Below are 18,794 nucleotides of genomic sequence, written 5' to 3'. Positions count from 1 at the left end.
AGGTCCATTAATGAGCTGGATTGAAAAAATTTTAAAGAAAGGTAACTTGACCCAATCACACAAAGCCAACATCCCAGAGGGAGTTTGGACTAAATGCGATAGCTGCGGGCAAGTATTATATGGTGCTGAATTAGAGCGTAATTTATCCGTGTGTCCAAAATGTGACCACCATATGCGAATTCACGCCCGTCAGCGCTTAGAAACCTTCCTTGATGAAAACTCAACAACAGAATTAGGCAGTGAACTTGAGCCTAAAGACATTCTGAAGTTCAAAGATTCAAAAAAATATAAAGATCGTATTGTTGCAGCACAAAAAGAAACGGGTGAAAAAGACGCGATCGTCGTGATGAAAGGCACGTTGAAAGGCATGCCAGTAGTGGCTGCAGCGTTTGAATTCGCCTTTATGGGCGGTTCAATGGCTTCAGTTGTCGGTGCACGTTTTGTCCGTGCTGTCGAACAAGCTTTGGAAGATAACTGCCCGTTGGTATGTTTCTCTTCAAGTGGCGGTGCGCGTATGCAAGAAGCACTGTTATCATTAATGCAGATGGCCAAAACCAGTGCCGCATTAGCAAAATTGCAAGAGCGTGGCTTACCTTACATTTCAGTATTAACTGACCCAACCATGGGTGGGGTGTCTGCAAGTTTAGCAATGTTAGGTGATATTAACGTGGCAGAGCCGAAAGCGTTAATTGGTTTCGCAGGGCCACGTGTTATCGAGCAAACTGTTCGCGAAAAATTACCGCAAGGCTTCCAACGCAGTGAATTCTTACTTGAGAAAGGCGCGATTGACATGATAGTTCGCCGCCCTGAGATGCGTGACCGTTTAGCTGAAATATTGGCGATGTTAACCAATAAACCAAGCTTTAATGAGACACCAATCATCGTAGCGGAAACGGTTGAAATCGACATCGATGCCGTTGATGAACTTGATGCCCAAGAGCCAAAAAAGGATTCTGAAAAGCATAAAAAAGATGATGAGTAATCTAATCATTCCTAATGCCAAGTCTCCATTGGAGGCTTGGCTTTCTTATCTCACCGACTTACATAGCCAAAATATTGATATGGGGTTGGAGCGAGTCGGTCAAGTTGCTAGGAAAATGAACCTAACGCAGCCTGCCCCCAAAGTTATCACTGTGACGGGAACCAACGGAAAAGGGACAACTTGCCATACACTAGAGTCCATATTTATGGCGTCTGGCTTAAAAGTTGGGGTATACAGTTCACCGCATCTTATCCGTTATACCGAACGCGTTCGTATTCAAGGCCAAGAACTTCCCGAGTCTGATTTCTGCGAGGCATTTGCCATAATTGAAGCTCAGCGAGCAGATATTTCTCTCACCTATTTTGAATATGGCACTTTGGCGGCGTTACAGCTATTTAAACAAGCTAAACTCGATATTGTGATTTTAGAAGTCGGTTTAGGTGGGCGGTTAGACGCGACAAATGTCGTTGATGCAGATATAGCCGCAATCACCAGTATCGCACTTGATCACACTGATTGGCTTGGTTCAGACCGTGAACATATTGGTTATGAAAAAGCCGGTATCTTCCGTGCTGGCCATTATGGTGTGGTTGGTGAGCCGGATATGCCAGCTTCAATCAGTCAAGTGGCTGAGCATTTAGGTACGAAGCTATTTCGTCGTGGGACGGATTGGCAATACAGTGAGCAAGCAAATAGTTGGTCATGGCAAAGTTCACAGCGTGAATGGCATAATTTACCGTTACCGAATGTGCCTTTAGCGAACGCAGCAACAGCGCTAGGTGTGGTGAGTTGCTTATTGGAAATTGATGCTGATTTTGCCCAAAAAGTGACTGAGTCCGCTATTCATCAAGGTTTGAAATCAGCTCAATTACCGGGGCGCTTCCAAATTGTCGGTGAAAAACCGTTGATGATCTTGGATGTGGCGCATAACCCTCATGCAGCAGGGTACTTAGTTAGTAAATTGGCTGCCTTGCCTGAAACTAAAGGTCGTCATATTCGTGCGGTTGTCGGGATGCTAGGTGATAAAGACATCAAAGGTACGCTTGAGTGTTTATCACAACAAGTCACCGATTGGTACCTTGCGCCATTAACTGAGTTTAGGGGGGCTGATGTGGCTCAACTGAGTCAACATTTACCGACAGCTAACCAGTTTGACAGCGTAGAAAAAGCGTGGCAGCAAGCTTGCATCGATGCAAACGAGCAAGATGTGATTGTGGTGTGCGGGTCATTTCATACCGTTGCTCACGTCATGATGTTATTGGAAAATCAAGAAGGATAGTGCCGGTGGCTAGTAAATTTCAGAATCGACTTGCTGGCGCCATTGTGCTTGTTGCAGTGGGCGTTATTGTGCTTCCTGCTCTGCTTGATGGCGATAAGAAATACAATGAAAATGAATTTGCGGCCATTCCTATTATCCCTAAACCGGGTGATGAAGAAGATATTGAAGCAATAGCGCCTATTGTGAGTACGACTACCACCGCTTCTTCAGAAGGTGCTTCTGAAGCCATGTTGTCAGAAGCCATTACGCAGCAACAGAATGAGCAGGTTGAAACCCGTCCATCGACGACAACTCCTGCGCCGAGCGTAGTTGAACCCGTCAAGCCGGAGCCTAAACCTGAACCTAAAGTTGAGCCGAAACCACAACCAAAACCCGAGCCTAAGCCAGAACCGAAGCCTCAACCACAGGGCAAAGCATTTGTTGTGCAAGTGATTGCATTGAACAATGCAAGTAAAGTTGAAGAGATTGTCGCTAAACTAAGGTTGTCCGGTTACCAAGTTTATACGGTTCCTGCCAAACCAGTGAATAATAAACTTACACGGATCTACGTTGGGCCTGAGGCTTCAAGGCAGAGGCTAGAAGCAGCTTTACCAGAACTGAATAAGATTACGGGGACGAAAGGGATAATCCAAAGCTATAAACCTTAAAATAGAATTTAAATAATCCCTAAAAGGTAAGGGGATTTAGTAACTTACTGCGGCGATTATGATTTTTTCTTTTCGCCGCTATTTTTTTAAATTTGATAGAAAAATGGTTACGCAAACGTTTTCGTTTTCTGTTAGAATGCACTTCGCTGATGTCGTGAGTGCGAATTTTGGAATGAAATATGGTCTGGATAGATTACACAATTATCGCCATTATTGGCTTCTCGGCACTAGTTAGCTTGATCCGTGGTTTTGTACGAGAGGCGCTCTCTCTGGTGACATGGGGCTGTGCTTTTTTTGTTGCGAGTACGTTTTATCCTTACTTAGCGGGCTACTTTACTCGTTTTGAGGATGTGCTGGTTAGAAATGGCATTGCTATCGCTGCACTGTTTATTGCCACATTAATTGTTGGCGCGGTGGTGAACTATGTGATTAGCTCGTTAGTACAAAAAACCGGGTTATCAGGTACAGATCGAGTTCTGGGGATCTGCTTCGGTGCGCTGCGTGGTGTGTTAATAGTTTCGGCATTACTGTTTTTTCTCGACACATTTACACCATTACCTCAAAGTGAGGATTGGCAGCGTTCGGAACTTATTCCGCAGTTCAGTCATATAATCAGGTGGTTTTTTGACTACCTGCAAAATGCGTCAAGTTTCCTACCGGAGAACATTTCTCCGTCTGGCTGATGAGGAAAGACTAAATGTGCGGTATTGTCGGTATCGCCGGTGTTACACCGGTAAACCAATCAATTTATGATGCTCTCACGGTGCTTCAGCATCGTGGGCAAGATGCAGCAGGTATTGCCACGATTGATGGCAAAAACAACATTCGTTTACGCAAAGCAAATGGTCTTGTTAAAGATGTGTTTGAAACACGTCATATGTTGAGATTACAAGGCTGCATGGGGTTAGGGCATGTCCGTTATCCAACAGCCGGTAGCTCGAGCGCTTCTGAGGCGCAGCCTTTCTACGTAAACTCACCTTTTGGTATTACACTTGCACATAATGGTAATCTGACAAACGCTCATGAGCTCACTCGGAGTTTATTTGAAACAGCGCGTCGCCATGTGAATACTACTTCTGATTCTGAGATATTACTGAACGTATTAGCGCATGAGCTTGATAGGTTTGATCATTTCCCTCTTGAGCCAGACAATGTTTTCAGTGCGGTGTCAGCCATGCACAAAAAACTACGTGGCGCATATGCTTGTGTGGCACTAATTATCGGTCATGGAATGTTAGCTTTCCGTGACCCTCATGGTATTCGCCCATTAGTACTAGGGCGCCGCATTACTGAAAGCGGTGAGCATGAATATATGGTCGCTTCAGAAAGTGTTGCACTTGATACTTTAGGGTTCGAATTTTTACGCGATGTTGCTCCAGGTGAAGCGGTCTATGTGACAGAAAAAGGGCAATTATTTACACGCCAATGTTCTGATAACCCGCAATTGACCCCATGTATCTTTGAATATGTATATTTTGCTCGCCAAGACTCCTTTATTGATAAAGTGTCTGTGTATAACGCAAGATTACGCATGGGGCAAAAATTGGGCGCCAAAATTGCTCGAGAATGGGAAGATTTAAACATCGATGTGGTAATTCCTATTCCAGAAACATCGTGTGATATCGCACTAGAAATCGCACATATTCTGGATAAACCTTACCGCCAAGGTTTTGTGAAAAATCGTTATGTTGGTCGTACGTTTATCATGCCGGGTCAACAAGAGCGTCGCAAATCAGTCCGTCGTAAGCTCAATGCGAACCGTGCAGAGTTTCGTGATAAAAACGTTTTACTCATTGATGACTCCATTGTTCGCGGCACAACATCTGAGCAAATCGTTGAACTCGCGCGGGAAGCGGGAGCAAAAAATGTTTACTTTGCTTCAGCGGCACCGGAAGTGCGTTTTCCGAACGTATATGGCATTGATATGCCAAATGCAAATGAGTTAATAGCACACGGTCGCGAAGTGGATGAAATTCGCAAACTTATCGGTGCAGATGGGCTAATTTTCCAAGATTTAACCGATTTAGTCGCTGCCGTCCGTGAAGAAAACCCTGAAATCACCGAATTTGAGTGCTCCGTATTTGATGGCATATATGTGACCAAAGATATCGACCAAAGTTATTTAGATTATTTGGAAAACCTACGTAAGGACGATGAGTTAAAGTTGAAGGATCAGAGTGAGGTTGAAGACCTAGAGATTTATAACGAAGGCTAAATTTTCGTCAATTTTCGTCATAGTTTGGGCTACAGCGTTGTTGGCTTCACAAATTCGCCCTAGTCACGTAGTTTTCTGCGCTCCTAGGGTCTCTTTGCTAGCCGCCTAGCTGTAACCCTAACTATATAGAAAATCCACAGTGATTCTGATTTTTCCCATCTTTAATCTGTAGCCTAAAATATCAAGAAAACTATGACGTCAAATGAAGGCCTAAGTTACAGTTATATCTGATTTAAAATACGTAAAAATCGAGTAAGCTAGAGGGACATTAACTGCCTATTTGGAGCGATATATGGCTGATTTCAACTCCCTTCCTGATGTGATTAAACCTTTTGTAGATAAAATCAAATCCACTAAAAAATCCCTTGTTGAAATGACGTTAACCCCAGTTGAAGACTATATTTTATGGGATAGTCGTGTCGGGGGAATGCCGTATTTGCCAATAAATGAAAAGTATCCGACGAATAGCGCAGGAACGCCGCTCAAGTTACTTGCCCAAATTAACTTTGCACAAATGCCTAAATTAGAAAATTACCCTGAAAAGGGTATTTTACAGTTTTTTATTGGTGGTGATGACTTATATGGAGCCGACTTTGAACACAGGCAAAAACAGGAAGATTTCCGCATTATTTATTGGGAAGATATTATTGAAGATGCCAGCCAATTAACTCAAGATTTTTCTGCCGTGATTGCGGCTCATTCCGATGATTACTATACCCCTATAGATCACCAATACAGTATTGAATATACGCCTGCGGAACAGTTCATCAGCATCGATGATTTCCAATTTGGTCAGAAAATATTAGGGGTTGATAACCTCTATGATTATGAGGACCAATTTGACGGTGAAGACTTTTACGACGAATGGGTTGAGCCTTACAGTGATACTTTTGAATCAGGGGCACATTGCATAGGCGGTTATCCGTTCTTCACTCAAACCGACCCAAGAGAATACGAAAAAGATATTCAACAATATGAATTACTTCTCCAAATAAATACCGATTATGAAATAGGGATTATGTGGGGAGATATGGGAGTGGGTAATTTCTTTATTCACCCTGATGACCTGAAGAAAAGAGATTTTAGTCGAGTCGTGTATAATTGGGATTGTGGCTGATGGCTTAAATTTTCGTTATAGATAGGATTGCAGCATTGTTGGTATCTGCAATTTCAGTGAATATTGTATATAATGCGCTGAGTTATCGTGAATAGGGCAGCGAAATGAAAAAACTGATCATTGGGTTAACAGGGGCGAGTGGGGCTATTTATGGCGTCCGTTTGCTTGAAGTGTTGAAGCCTGTCAAAGAGGTAGAAACCCATTTGGTGATGAGTGCAGCTGCCCGCCAAACATTAGCATTAGAAACTGACTACAGTGTAAAAGAGGTTCAGCAGTTAGCTGACCATAACTATGATAGTCGCGATATCGCCGCTGCAATTTCTTCAGGTTCGTTTCGCACTGCTGGAATGGTGATCATGCCCTGCACCATGAAGACACTGTCTGGCATTGTTCATAGCTACACGGATACATTAGTCACAAGAGCTGCCGATGTGGTCCTCAAAGAAGGCAAAAAGCTAGTGCTGGGGGTGCGTGAAACGCCTTTGCATGTTGGCCATTTGCGTTTAATGGTACAAGCGGCAGAGATGGGAGCCGTGATCATGCCTCCGATGCCAGCGTTTTATCACCAACCTGAAACAATCCAAGATATTGTAGACCAAACGGTGAATCGCATCCTTGATCAGTTTGATATCGAACTGGAACAAGACCTATTTCACCGCTGGCAAGGGGTGAAATAACCCTTATTCATCTGTATGTGGAATAAGCAAGTCAGTAAGTGCTTCTTTTAATTCTATATGTTCAAACTGGAATCCTGCTTCTTCCAACCTTTTGGGAATAGCTTGCTGGCCACCCAACACCAACGCTGCAGATTCCCCCATGATGGCCTTAATCACAAAAGCGGGTGTTCGCACAAATGAAGGGCGATTGAGAACATCACCTAACGTGGCAGAAAATAAGTCATTATGGACTGGATAAGGTGAGGTCATATTAAAGGGCCCAAAAAGAGTAGGGCTATCCAATAGAAAACAAATTGCCCGAACCATATCGTTGATATGTATCCATGGCATGTATTGTTTTCCGTCACCTATTGGACCTCCCGCTCCCATTTTGAAAATGGGGAGAATTTTAGCCAGTAAACCGCCATTCGCCGATAGCACTAGGCCAGTGCGTAGTAAACAAACGCGAGTTTTTTCCGATTGTGCATTAACGGCTAATGCTTCCCAATGCTGTGTGAGTTGGTGAGTAAATTCATCGTGGGGTTGTTCGTCTTCAGTTACGACTGACTGGCCTTGGTTACCATAATAACCAACAGCAGAACCTGATAAAAATACCTGTGGTGGCGTTTCACTGGCGAGGATTAATTCGCTTAGCTTTTGTGTCAATTTCCAACGACTATCACACAATAACTTTTTTTGTTCTTCGGTCCAGCGCTTATCAGCGATCGGTTCGCCAGCAAGATTAATAACAGCATCAAAGTCATTCAGGTGAGTTTGCTCATTAAGAGACGTCCAGCACTCAACAGCCTTACAAAAATGGCTATAAACTTTTTGCGGAGAACGGCTTAACACAGTAACCTGATGCCCAAGAGAAATCAGTTTTTGGATAAGTGGTGTTCCGATTAGCCCGGTGCCGCCTGTTATGAGTATTTTCATCGCCATCCCCGTCATATTTCAAACCGCAGCGTTGTTGCTTGCGTTCTATCACCTTAGTCACATACTTGTGTATGCTCCTAAAGATGCCATCTCTTAGCGCCTAGCTGCAATTTGAACTATTTAGGGGATATCCCTGAGATCAGTAACAAACTACAGCATTATGATTTAACTATAGCATTTGTGAATACAATTTGTATGATTTGCTTGGAGTATCATAAAGAAACCTGGCTTCATTATCATTGCAATAAAGAAGTGCTTTTTATGATGGCAACTAATTACAAATTCAGCTAGGATCATCTCCATAGGTGCGGATCAATGCGGATTGGTATTGTCTGGCATACAATAATAATCAGTCTAATGATATAAGCATTTTTAGCTTAAAAATAAAAGGTTTACAGGATGGAACAACCAACCGAAGTCGTTGAATGGGTCGATATTGTTGATGAAGACAATACGGTGATTGCTCAGGCAACACGTAGCCAAATGCGGGCAGAAAACCTACGCCACCGTGCAACTTACATTGTTGTTCATGACGGAATGGGCAAAATATTGGTTCAACGACGCACTGATATTAAAGATTTTCACCCTGGTTTCCTCGACGCAACAGCAGGTGGAGTCGTGACAAAAGGGGAAAACATCCTTGATTCTGCAAAGCGCGAAGCTGAAGAAGAGCTGGGTATTGCAGGCGTTCCTTTTGCGGAACATGGCCATTTTTATTTTGAAGATGCGAATTGTCGTGTATGGGGTGGGTTGTTTAGCTGTGTGAGTCATGGTCCATTTGCTTTACAAGAATCTGAAGTTGTTGAAGTCAGTTGGTTGACCCCTAAAGAGATCAGCGCGCGCTGTGATGAATTTACGCCAGATTCACTCAAAGCACTTTCCTTATGGTTAACTCGCAATAATGAGTTAGAAAAAACCATCACTTGTGCTGAAAATTCATAACCGATCAGATTTAAATTATTAAAGGGCTGTTTTATTTAGCCCTTTAATTTTTTTCTCCCAAAATCAAATCTCTAGCAAAGTTAATTTCTGGCTAATATATAACGATTAGTTATAACCAACTTGCATGCTAAACGATGTATTCATTTCCACACTAGATATAATGTGACAGAACTTAACATTTATCGTTTGCGATATGATGCACTGCTTGATGTATATATAACGCTTCGAGAGAATAAAAATGACAATTGATAAACAGAATACTTTTTTGAAACAACAACACCTTGAGAACGTAACCAATAAAGCTCGCGAGATTATGGAGCGTGAAGGAATTGAAGCATTAATCGCAACCGTGGGTGATAACTTCTATCACCTAACCGGTTTTGCGAGCTTCTTTATGTATACTTTCAGGCAAACAGGCTCTGCGATTGCGGTTATTTTTCGCGATCCTTCCATAGAATCATTGGTTATTATGAATGAATTTGAAGCAGCAAACTTGTCACTTCAAATGCCTAATGCAAAGATTAAAACATTTCCAATTTGGGTGGATGTAGACGACCCTTACAACCCGGAAAATGGCAAAGTGGTAAAACCAAGGCCAATTAATAGCCCAATAGAAACAATTTTCAATTTACTCAAAGAAGCGTTGTCTGAAGCGGGGGTTTATGGAAAACCGGTTGCGATTGAATTAAACCAAATTACACATACTGGTAAGGTATGGTTGGATAGGATTATTCCTGGTTTAAATTTGGTTGATTCTTCGCCGTTATTTAATGAATTACGCATGATTAAAAGTGAGTGGGAAATTGCTCATCTCAGAAAATCCGCACAAATTACAGAAGCCGGTATCGCTGCTGCGAGTAAATTAATCAGGGTTGGCTGTACTTCAGCGGAATTAACCGCTGCTTTTAAAGCTAAAGTGATGGAATTCCCTGAAACGAACTATAGTCGCTTCAATTTAATTTCAGTGGGCAGTAATTTTTCACCCAAAATGATCCCAGATGATCAACCAGCAAAAGAAGGTGACTTAATTAAATTTGATTGTGGTGTTGATGTGGCTGGTTACGGTGCAGATATTGCAAGGACATTTGTGGTTGGTCAACCGAATGAAAAAGTCGCTGATATTTATCAAACTATCTTAAAAGGTCATCAATATATGTTAAGCCGAGTTGCACCTGGCGTTGCATTAAGTGATGTTTTTAATGAAACAATGGCTCTCATTCGTTCTTCAGGTTTGCCTCATTATAATCGTGGGCACCTAGGTCATGGTGATGGGGTGTTCGTTGGGTTAGAGGAAGCCCCTTTTGTGAGCGCTGCGACGACAGAAATATTTAGAGCTGGGATGGTGATGAGTTTAGAAACGCCGTATTACGGGATTGGTGTTGGTGGCATTATGATTGAAGATATGCTGCTTATTACTGAGGACGGAGTAGAAATGTTAAGTCATTTGCCTCGTGAATTAATTTCTTTCGGGCCAGTGGAATAAGGGGTGGTATATGAAGTGGTATCATTATTTAGTTATTTTTCCAATCCTCGCATTAACCGTAGGTATCTATTATGCCAATCAAGTAGAGCCTTTTGTTATGGGTTTGCCATTTTTAATGTTCTGGATTGTCTCATGGGTGATTGTTACAGCCTTAGTTATGTTATTAATCAATGTATTAGATAATAAAAATACGAAGGAAACATCATGAGTTCCGCATTAATTATTATTACAATTTTTTTCCTATTTAGCATTTATCTTGCTATCCGTGCTAAAAAAGGCAAAACGATGGATCACGAAGGGTGGTCTGTCGGTGGGCGCAGCTATGGTGCATTGCTAGTTTTCCTTCTAAGTGCAGGGGAAATATATACCACGTTTACTTTTCTTGGTGGAAGCGGCTGGGCTTACGGTAAAGGACCTGCAATTTTATATACCTTAGCGGTCAATGCTTTTATGGGGATCTTTTTATACTGGGTACACCCAAGAGTATGGCGCTTTGCAAAAGATAATGATGTCAGAACGATTTCTGAGTTATTTACCAAGAAATACCAAAGCCCGGGGTTAGGGTTATTAATTAGCTTGATTTCTATTGCTGCGATGGTGCCTTTATTTGTTTTGCAGCTTAAAGGATTAGGCATTATTGTTTCACAAGCGTCTTATGGCGCAATTCCTGCAGATATTGCCATATGGATTGGAATTATTGCAGTGACGTTGTTTGTGATGATCTCCGGTATTCATGGGTCAGCTTGGACATCAGCACTGAAAGATTTAATGATTTTAATTGTGGTCGTATTTATTGGTATTTATATCCCACTTCATTATTACGGTAGCTTTGGGGAGATGTTTAAAGCGATAGATACGGCGATGCCAAGCTTTTTAACATTCTCCGAAACGGGTCTAAATATCCCTTGGTATATTTCCACAATATTCTTATCTGTGGTTGCCTATTTCTGTTGGCCACATTATATGGCTGCGGTATTTACGGCTAAAGATGAAAAATCCTTAAAACGCAATAGTATTTTAATTCCTGCCTATAGCTTAATTATGTTATTTGCATTTTTTGTGGGTTATGCGTCTATATTACAAATTCCGCATCTTGAAGGTTCAGCTGTGGATTTATCGTTGTTTGAGATATCTAAAAGCACCTTCTCACCTATTGTGGTCGGTTTTATTGGTGCTGCTGGAATGTTAACGGCACTCGTCCCTGGTTCAATGTTGCTACTAACCACCTCTAATATGTTAGCGGGAGTTGTACAAAAAGCGATGGGGGTGAGTGAAGAAAAACGCCAGTCTGGTGTTTATGCACGCTTTATGGTGCCTGTCGTTGCGTTAGTCAGCTTGTATTTTATTTTCCACAGTAACGATACCTTGGTGGCTATTATGTTACTCGGGGTCAATATTGTTGCGCAGTTTTTCCCAGCTTTGTTGATGAGTTTTAAACAGAAAAATCCAATGACCCCTGCGGGCGCTATTTGTGGGATTTCCGCGGGGGTTTTATTTCTCGCGGTAACCTATATCGAGAAAATTTCTTTAGCGCAATTGTTCCCTTGGTTAGGGGAAAGTTTAAGTTTCATGAATATCGGTATTGCTGCATTTATTCTGAATATTATTGTGGCGGTAATAATTTCATTATTTAGCAAAACAAAGTAACAAGTGATATTTTAATTTTTTATTAATATTGCACCTTGTGATTATATCGCAGGGTGTATTTTTTATTTGATTAGTTTGAATTTAAATTCATTTAATAATTAACAATCAATTGATGAATATTATTATCTTATTTATCTTGTCAGCAATAAATTTAACCTTATAGTAATTTAAGCTACTTATATGAATCTTCCTTTAGGCTAATTTCTTACTGTTTTAAAAGGTGGATTTCTTAAGTTTTTACACGCTTAAATATTATTTGATATGAAGGATTCTTATTATGAAAAAAAATGAGTCAGTTGAATTATTGAAAAATCAGAAAGGAAAAGATAAATGCCCACCTAATAAATTAGCACTCTATACAAATATTGATTATAACAATTCAGAAATTGGCGATATTCTTTTAATATCTCCAGATATTCAACTTGATCAGAAGGAACTTGAATCATATGGATTTGATGTGGGGCATCATGATGGCGTTTCCTGTGTTGTTAACAATATGTCTAAAGCAGCTACGCTTGTCGCAGGTCTTAATCTTGATGGTGAAATATTACGAGTCCCTGCATTGTCTTCAATCGCGTCACTGGTTGGTTTAGGTTGGAATGATCTAACACGTTCTGTTGTTGCTGCCCCCGTTGAGTTAGTTACTTTAGAAATATCTTCTGAAAGCCCTCTCCAAAGTACATTAGGTAAAGTTAATAATATTGAAATTGATATAGTTAATAAAGGCAATGTTGCTGTTTATGGTGTCACATTAGAGATAACCACAAAAAATAGTGATGTAGCCAATGTCATTTCATACCCTGAATTAATTGATCTTCACTCAAATATGATCACCACAATCCCTGTATCTCTTGAAGGGAAAAATACGGGTGAAACACTATTAAGTGTTCGGATCCACACTCCGATTGGTGTTATTAATCAGGGAAGTAATACTTATGATGTAAAAGTCGAGGTAAAAGCTAGGGTTGAATTAAATCTAACGATAGATAAGCAAGTTACGTTATTAACCGGAGAGTCAAAGTCAGTCCCACTTAAGATTACGAATAACAGTGATACATTGGTTCGTAGTGCGATTATAAATGCGAATTCAGGGAATAGCTCTCTTGTTATAGTGGGTGAATTTGCTTCAACGGTTGATATAGACCGAAATAGTTCAAAGGTTGTTAATATTCCATTAAATGCAAGCTTAACGACAGTAGGTGATACGCAATTAGCCTGTAGCCTGACACTACCGAAAGGCTATGAAAATGAAGGTAATAATAATGCAATTTCTGCGATTACGGTGACAGCAGAAAGAGAATTAGAAGTTTTACAACAGTATCAAGCTAGTTGGGCTGGGGAAGGTGGTTATCTTTACAGCTACATGTTGACATTAAAATCACAAAATTCACGCGTTAATAAATGGCAACTCACATTCCAATTACCAGCTGGTGCTAAAGTTTCTGAAAACTGGTATGAAAGTCAAAAAAACTGGTTGACGAAGGAAGAAGTGGGTGGAAATGTTATTTTAGGTAATACGAGTGGACATACTATCGACCCGGGTATTGAACTTCCATTGCAAATACAGGTGGTTTATCTTGAGCAGGCAAAGGTGAATGAGTACATCTATGACTTGCACCTTCGACAAATAGGATAATATTTTTAAGTGATAATTCAGTCTTTATCATCATAAAAAAATGCCAATCAGTTTGAACTGGTTGGCATTTTTTACTTATAAAAGATAAATGAAATTTTAGTTAAGCGTTTTCGTTTTGTACTGCTTGGATAGCGGTTAACGCAACGGTATAAACGATGTCATCAACTAACGCACCACGAGACAAGTCATTGACTGGTTTACGCATACCTTGCAACATTGGACCGATGGAGACAAGGTCAGCAGAACGTTGTACGGCTTTATACGTGGTGTTACCAGTATTTAAGTCTGGGAAGATAAATACGGTCGCTTTACCTGCAACTGGCGAATTAGGCGCTTTGGATTTAGCTACATCAGCCATTACCGCGGCATCGTACTGTAATGGGCCATCAATCATCAGATCTGGGCGTTTTTCTTGAGCTAAACGGGTTGCTTCACGCACTTTCTCAACATCACTACCAGCACCTGAATCTCCTGTAGAGTAAGAAATCATCGCAACGCGTGGGTCAATACCGAATGCTTTTGCAGAATCAGCAGATTGGATAGCGATTTCTGATAATTGCTCTGCAGTTGGGTCTGGATTGATAGCACAGTCACCATAAACAAATACTTGTTCAGGTAATAGCATAAAGAAGACGGAAGAAACTAATGAGCTGCCCGGCGCTGTTTTAATTAATTGCAGCGGTGGACGGATGGTATTTGCTGTCGTATGAACAGCACCAGAAACTAGGCCATCAACTTCGCCTTTTTCCAGCATTAATGTCCCTAATACGACGTTATCTTCTAACTGCTCACGAGCAACAACCTCTGTCATTCCTTTGCTCTTACGTAATTCAACAAGGCGAGCAACGTATTCTTCGCGTACTTTAACTGGGTCAACAATTTCAATGCCGGTACCGAGTTCAATACCTTGTGCGGAAGCAACACGACGAATATCTTCTGGGTTACCTAACAGTACGCAAGTTGCAATGCCGCGCTCTGCACAGATAGATGCAGCTTTAACTGTGCGTGGTTCATCGCCTTCAGGAAGAACAATACGCTTGCCCGCTTTACGAGCTAACTCTGTTAACTGATAACGGAATGCAGGAGGTGATAAGCGGTTAGGGCGTTCAGAGTCTGCAACCAATGATTCAATCCAGTCGCTACTAATATGACGAGCGACATAGTTTTGAATTTTTTCAATACGCTCATGGTCATCCGCTGGAACTTCTAAGCTAAAGCTTTGTAAATTCAGCGATGTTTGCCATGTATTGCTTTTCACCATGAAAACAGGCAAGCCAGTTTCGAAGGCTTGTTCACAAAGTTGGCGAATAGGCGCATCGATGTTATAGCCACCAGTTAGTAGAACTGCACCGATTTCAACTCCGTTCATTGCCGCCAGTGATGCAGAAACTAATACATCAGGACGATCCGCTGAGGTCACTAATAATGAGCCTGGACGGAAGTGTTCAAGCATGTGCGGGATGCTACGTGCGCAGAAAGTCACAGATTTAACGCGACGAGTTTTGATTTCGCCTTCATTAACAATCTCTGCACCTAAGTGTTTTGCCATGTCAATTGCACGGGTGGCAATTAAATCGAAGTTCCATGGAATCGATGCCAGTACAGGCAGATTCAGCGCGGAAAGTTGCTTAGTATCGAGGTTAGCCACAGTCGCTTTAGTTGAATCGTCAAAAATTTCAGATAGGTCAGGGCGAGTACGACCTTGTTCATCAACAGGGGCATTCACCTTGTTGATGATCACACCAATAATATTTTTATTACGTTGGCCACCAAATTCGTTACGTACTAACTCTAAACGCTCTTGCATTTGTGGGATAGAGCTGTTGCCTGGTGCAGTGACGAAAACAATTTCTGCACCTAATGTTTTGGCAATTTCATAGTTTAATGATTGAGCAAATGAGTGTTTACGCGTTGGCACTAAACCTTCAATTAAAATTACTTCCGCATTTTTTGTGTGGTCATGATAGCGAGCTACGATTTCTTCCATTAACACATCTTTTTTAGAAGAGGTCAGTAGCGATTCAACGTATTCCATTGTCAGTGGTTCAACAATGGTGGTAATACTTGAATGAGAACGCAGGACTTCAGTGGTTTGGTCTTTATTGCCAGAGACGCGTGGCTGTGCGATAGGTTTGAAAACGCTTAATTGAACACCTTTTTGTTCCATTGAGCGAACGACACCTAGGCTAACGCTAGTTAAGCCAACGCTGGTGCCAGTAGGTATTAACATAATTGTACGGGACACGGGAACCTCTTTCTTTCGGTTACTCTAATGACAAAACGATACCGCCAGCAAGTTGCTGGCGGTAGAAGTTACTTATGCGGTTAAGCGCGCAGTATCTTGGGCGATAACCAACTCTTCATTGGTTGCGATAACCAGCGCTGGACGGCTATTATCGGTAGTGATTAAACCTTCTTTACCGAAGCGTGCCGCTAAGTTACGTTCGTGGTCATATTCGAAACCAAGGATAGCCAGTTTCTTCAAGGTGATTTCACGAACTTGTGCTGAGTTTTCACCAATACCACCGGTGAAGATGATAGCATCAAGACGGCCTTCCATCAGTGCACTATATGCACCAACGTATTTCGCTAAACGATGGCAGAAAACATCCATTGCGCGAGTTGCGTCTTCTTTAGCGCCGTAGTTATCTTCAACATAACGGCAGTCGCTTGTTACACCAGTTAAGCCTAATAACCCCGATTCTTTGGTTAGCATTTTGTTGATTTGATCAACGCTCATACCTAAAGAATCATGTAAATGGAAAATAATTGCAGGGTCGATATCACCGCTACGTGTTCCCATTACCAGGCCTTCTAATGGCGTTAAGCCCATTGAAGTATCAACACATTTACCGTTAACAATGGCAGTAACAGAACCACCGTTGCCTAAGTGGCAAGTGATAACATTGAGCTCATCAACAGGTTTGTTAAGCTTTTTCGCAGCTTCACGGGAAACATAGTAATGGCTTGTACCATGCGCACCATAGCGACGGATACTATGCTCTGAATATAATTCGTATGGCAGTGCATACAGATAAGCTTCCTGAGGCATGGTCTGATGGAATGCGGTATCAAAGACAGCGACATTTTTGTTGACCAGATGCGGGAAGGATTTTCTTGCTTCTTCAATACCGATGAGATGAGCAGGGTTATGCAATGGCGCGAATGGAATAGCCGCTTCAATGCCTTCGATCACTTCGTCTGTAATTAATACAGAGGAGGTAAACTTCTCACCACCATGAACAATACGGTGACCAATGGAGGTGATTTGCTCTGATAGCTCAGGTTTTTCAGCAAGAATAGTGTTAACAATGAAATCCAATGCTTCGCTATGCGCTGCACCAGCACCTAAAGGCGCTTCTTTCTTAGCACCATCCATTTTCCACTTAATACGGGCTTCCGGGAGGTTAAAGCACTCAGCTAATCCAGATAAAAATTCATCGCCATTAGTTGGGTCGATGATGGCGAATTTCAGTGAGGAGCTACCGCAGTTTAGAACCAGTACCAGCTTACTTGACATGGAAATACCTATCGTTAATTGTTGTTGTGAAGCCTTTTAAACAACATGAAAAGACTCAGATTAAAAATATACTGCTAGAGCCTAGCGTATTTATGACCTGAAACATCATGATTGATATCATGTTAAAGGCGAAAAAGTTAAAGATCGTGAGACCTCTAGGGGTTTGATAAAACAGGCGCTATCTTTTTTGCCAAGGTATATAAAAGTAAACCTTCGCACCTAGTGTTGAAATAACGACCAAAAACCCCAATATATATAACTGTTGTCTATCTTCAGTTTCGAAAATGGATAAAGCTACAAAGTAACAAATGCAACAGCAATTCTAAATGTGGCAGATTCTACTAAAAATATTTTATATTTTATACGTTTTTTTTAAAAATAGGGACTTTGATTGATTAAAATCATAAGTGACGTATAAAGTGGTGTTATAGCACAGGGTTACATTGCTATTAGAATAGCTGATATTTAGTAAAGTGACTTAACTTAAGGTAAATGTAATGAAATAATTTCGTTATCTTAAATGTGCTATCATTTTACTATGGCGCAATCTATAAATTATTGCCTCAGTTTTTAAGAAGTCGATAGGAAACGTTTCATGAGTACATTACAAAGTACACCGCCCGGTTTTTTTAAACGCTTTAGATTAGGTAACCGCTATCTGAAGACCTTTCCTATGGAAAAAAAACTGTCGCCAATCTTCCCCGAAATTCGCATCAACAAAGCTGTCCGCTTTGGTATTCGTTTTATGCCACCGATTGCAATTTTCACATTAGCATGGCAAATCGCGTTAGGTGGGCAATTGGGACCCGCCATTGCTACGGCACTTTTTGCCTGTAGTTTGCCAATGCAAGGTCTATGGTGGTTAGGAAAGCGTGCTTCGACGCCTCTGCCATCTAGCTTATTGAGCTGGTTTTATGAGATCCGTGATAAGTTTACAGAGGCGGGGATCGCTATGGCGCCGGTTGAGCACCAACCCGATTATATGGCGTTAGCTGACTTGCTAAAACGTGCATTTAACCAGCTAGACCGCTCTTTTATGGAAGATATCTAAGGGATGATTTCCACTAAAAGGTAGATTTAACAATAAGTAATGCAAAAAGCATGTTTAGATCAATAAAAGCGATGTTTTCACTGTCTATGATTGGTGTTGAATGCGAAGATAAGCCATACTTTTTAGTGGGAGAACCATGATGGAAATGACTAACGCACAACGCTTGATCTTATCTAATCAATATAAAATGATGACCATGCTTGACCCCGATAATGCAGAACGTTATCGCCGCCTACAAATCATTATTGAACGTGGCTTTGGTTTACAAATGCGTGAGTTAGACAGAGACTTCGGTCATTTAAGTGAAGACACCTGCCGTACTGTTATTGATATCATGGAAATGTACCATGCACTGCAAGTCTCCTACAGTAACATGGCTAACAAGGAAGACATTGATGGCCGACGCGTGCAATTTTTAGGTTTTGATGCTGCAACAGAAGCACGTTATTTGAGCTACGTTCGCTTTATGGTTAACACAGAAGGGCGTTATACCCACTTCGACAGTGGAACGCATGGCTTTAATTCGCAAACACCGATGTGGGAAAAATACAATCGTATGTTAGCGATTTGGCATGCGTGCCCGCGTCAGTATCATTTATCAGCGGTGGAGATTTCCCAGATCTTAAACGCCTAATGCTCGTCATTCTTCGCGCTGTCGCGTTGTTGACTGCGTTCGGCTACTC

Annotated in this window: 17 protein-coding genes; 14 read left to right on the top strand and 3 right to left on the bottom strand. The window is 41.4% G+C overall.

Annotated features, from left to right (window positions below; translation table 11 throughout):
* Positions 1 to 10 precede the first annotated feature (10 nt).
* The 7 genes from accD (at position 11) to PR767_RS09610 (ending at position 6,917) form a co-directional block, all read left to right on the top strand.
* Entirely contained in the window at positions 11 to 982 is a 972-nt protein-coding gene (gene accD, locus PR767_RS09640; protein WP_004912308.1) for an acetyl-CoA carboxylase, carboxyltransferase subunit beta, read from the top strand.
* On the top strand, positions 972 to 2,261 hold the full coding sequence (gene folC, locus PR767_RS09635) for a bifunctional tetrahydrofolate synthase/dihydrofolate synthase (RefSeq protein WP_042851620.1): 1,290 nt from the start codon (positions 972 to 974) through the stop codon (positions 2,259 to 2,261). Before accD ends, folC begins: the two co-directional genes overlap by 11 nt.
* Before the next feature lie 5 nt (positions 2,262 to 2,266).
* Positions 2,267 to 2,908 carry a cell division protein DedD gene (gene dedD / locus PR767_RS09630; protein ID WP_004912302.1) on the top strand — a complete coding sequence of 214 codons (642 nt, stop codon included), beginning with the start codon at positions 2,267 to 2,269 and terminating at the stop codon, positions 2,906 to 2,908.
* 179 nt (positions 2,909 to 3,087) lie between these two features.
* Positions 3,088 to 3,591, top strand: a complete 504-nt coding sequence (gene cvpA / locus PR767_RS09625) for a colicin V production protein (RefSeq protein ID WP_004912301.1) — start codon at positions 3,088 to 3,090, stop codon at positions 3,589 to 3,591.
* A 14-nt stretch (positions 3,592 to 3,605) separates the two neighbouring features.
* Complete coding sequence (gene purF, locus PR767_RS09620; RefSeq protein WP_004912298.1) at positions 3,606 to 5,123, top strand: amidophosphoribosyltransferase; 1,518 nt, start codon at positions 3,606 to 3,608, stop codon at positions 5,121 to 5,123.
* Positions 5,124 to 5,415: 292 nt separating this feature from the next.
* On the top strand, positions 5,416 to 6,240 hold the full coding sequence (locus PR767_RS09615) for a YwqG family protein (RefSeq protein WP_117162389.1): 825 nt from the start codon (positions 5,416 to 5,418) through the stop codon (positions 6,238 to 6,240).
* A gap of 104 nt (positions 6,241 to 6,344) precedes the next feature.
* Positions 6,345 to 6,917, top strand: coding sequence for a UbiX family flavin prenyltransferase (locus tag PR767_RS09610; RefSeq protein ID WP_004912293.1), 573 nt, complete (start codon positions 6,345 to 6,347; stop codon positions 6,915 to 6,917).
* 3 nt (positions 6,918 to 6,920) lie between these two features.
* Here PR767_RS09610 and PR767_RS09605 read toward each other — a convergent pair whose 3' ends face one another.
* Entirely contained in the window at positions 6,921 to 7,832 is a 912-nt protein-coding gene (locus PR767_RS09605; RefSeq protein WP_272520222.1) for a TIGR01777 family oxidoreductase, read from the bottom strand.
* A gap of 399 nt (positions 7,833 to 8,231) precedes the next feature.
* Here PR767_RS09605 and yfcD point away from each other — a divergent pair, with 399 nt between their 5' ends.
* From yfcD to PR767_RS09580, 5 genes are all read left to right on the top strand, one after another.
* A complete protein-coding gene (gene yfcD, locus PR767_RS09600; RefSeq protein ID WP_272520221.1) occupies positions 8,232 to 8,774 on the top strand; it encodes an NUDIX hydrolase YfcD in 543 nt (180 codons plus the stop codon).
* Positions 8,775 to 9,012: 238 nt separating this feature from the next.
* Entirely contained in the window at positions 9,013 to 10,257 is a 1,245-nt protein-coding gene (locus PR767_RS09595; protein ID WP_196719434.1) for a M24 family metallopeptidase, read from the top strand.
* Between the two features lie 10 nt (positions 10,258 to 10,267).
* Positions 10,268 to 10,465 carry a DUF3311 domain-containing protein gene (locus PR767_RS09590; RefSeq protein WP_004912288.1) on the top strand — a complete coding sequence of 66 codons (198 nt, stop codon included), beginning with the start codon at positions 10,268 to 10,270 and terminating at the stop codon, positions 10,463 to 10,465.
* Complete coding sequence (locus tag PR767_RS09585; protein ID WP_109911547.1) at positions 10,462 to 11,904, top strand: sodium:solute symporter family protein; 1,443 nt, start codon at positions 10,462 to 10,464, stop codon at positions 11,902 to 11,904. The genes PR767_RS09590 and PR767_RS09585 overlap by 4 nt, the downstream gene beginning before the upstream one ends.
* 277 nt (positions 11,905 to 12,181) lie before the next feature.
* Positions 12,182 to 13,540 carry a hypothetical protein gene (locus PR767_RS09580; RefSeq protein ID WP_272520220.1) on the top strand — a complete coding sequence of 453 codons (1,359 nt, stop codon included), beginning with the start codon at positions 12,182 to 12,184 and terminating at the stop codon, positions 13,538 to 13,540.
* 100 nt (positions 13,541 to 13,640) lie between these two features.
* On the opposite strand, the gene pta is transcribed toward PR767_RS09580, so the two are convergent.
* Positions 13,641 to 15,770: a phosphate acetyltransferase gene (pta, locus tag PR767_RS09575; RefSeq protein ID WP_181937056.1), complete on the bottom strand. Its 2,130-nt coding sequence runs from the start codon at positions 15,768 to 15,770 to the stop codon at positions 13,641 to 13,643.
* 87 nt (positions 15,771 to 15,857) lie between these two features.
* On the bottom strand, positions 15,858 to 17,060 hold the full coding sequence (ackA, locus tag PR767_RS09570) for an acetate kinase (RefSeq protein WP_004912276.1): 1,203 nt from the start codon (positions 17,058 to 17,060) through the stop codon (positions 15,858 to 15,860).
* Positions 17,061 to 17,655: 595 nt separating this feature from the next.
* On the opposite strand from ackA, the gene yfbV reads away from it, so the two are divergent.
* The gene (gene yfbV, locus PR767_RS09565) at positions 17,656 to 18,111 is read left to right on the top strand and encodes a terminus macrodomain insulation protein YfbV (protein WP_004912272.1); all 456 of its coding nucleotides are present in this window, start codon (positions 17,656 to 17,658) and stop codon (positions 18,109 to 18,111) included.
* 139 nt (positions 18,112 to 18,250) lie between these two features.
* Complete coding sequence (locus tag PR767_RS09560) at positions 18,251 to 18,745, top strand: YfbU family protein (protein WP_272520241.1); 495 nt, start codon at positions 18,251 to 18,253, stop codon at positions 18,743 to 18,745.
* The last annotated feature ends 49 nt before the right edge of the window (positions 18,746 to 18,794 follow it).

It is taken from the genome of Providencia sp. PROV223, from assembly GCF_028479245.1.
Classification (GTDB): domain Bacteria; phylum Pseudomonadota; class Gammaproteobacteria; order Enterobacterales; family Enterobacteriaceae; genus Providencia; species Providencia rettgeri.
This window is presented reverse-complemented; position numbering and strand designations above follow the sequence as displayed.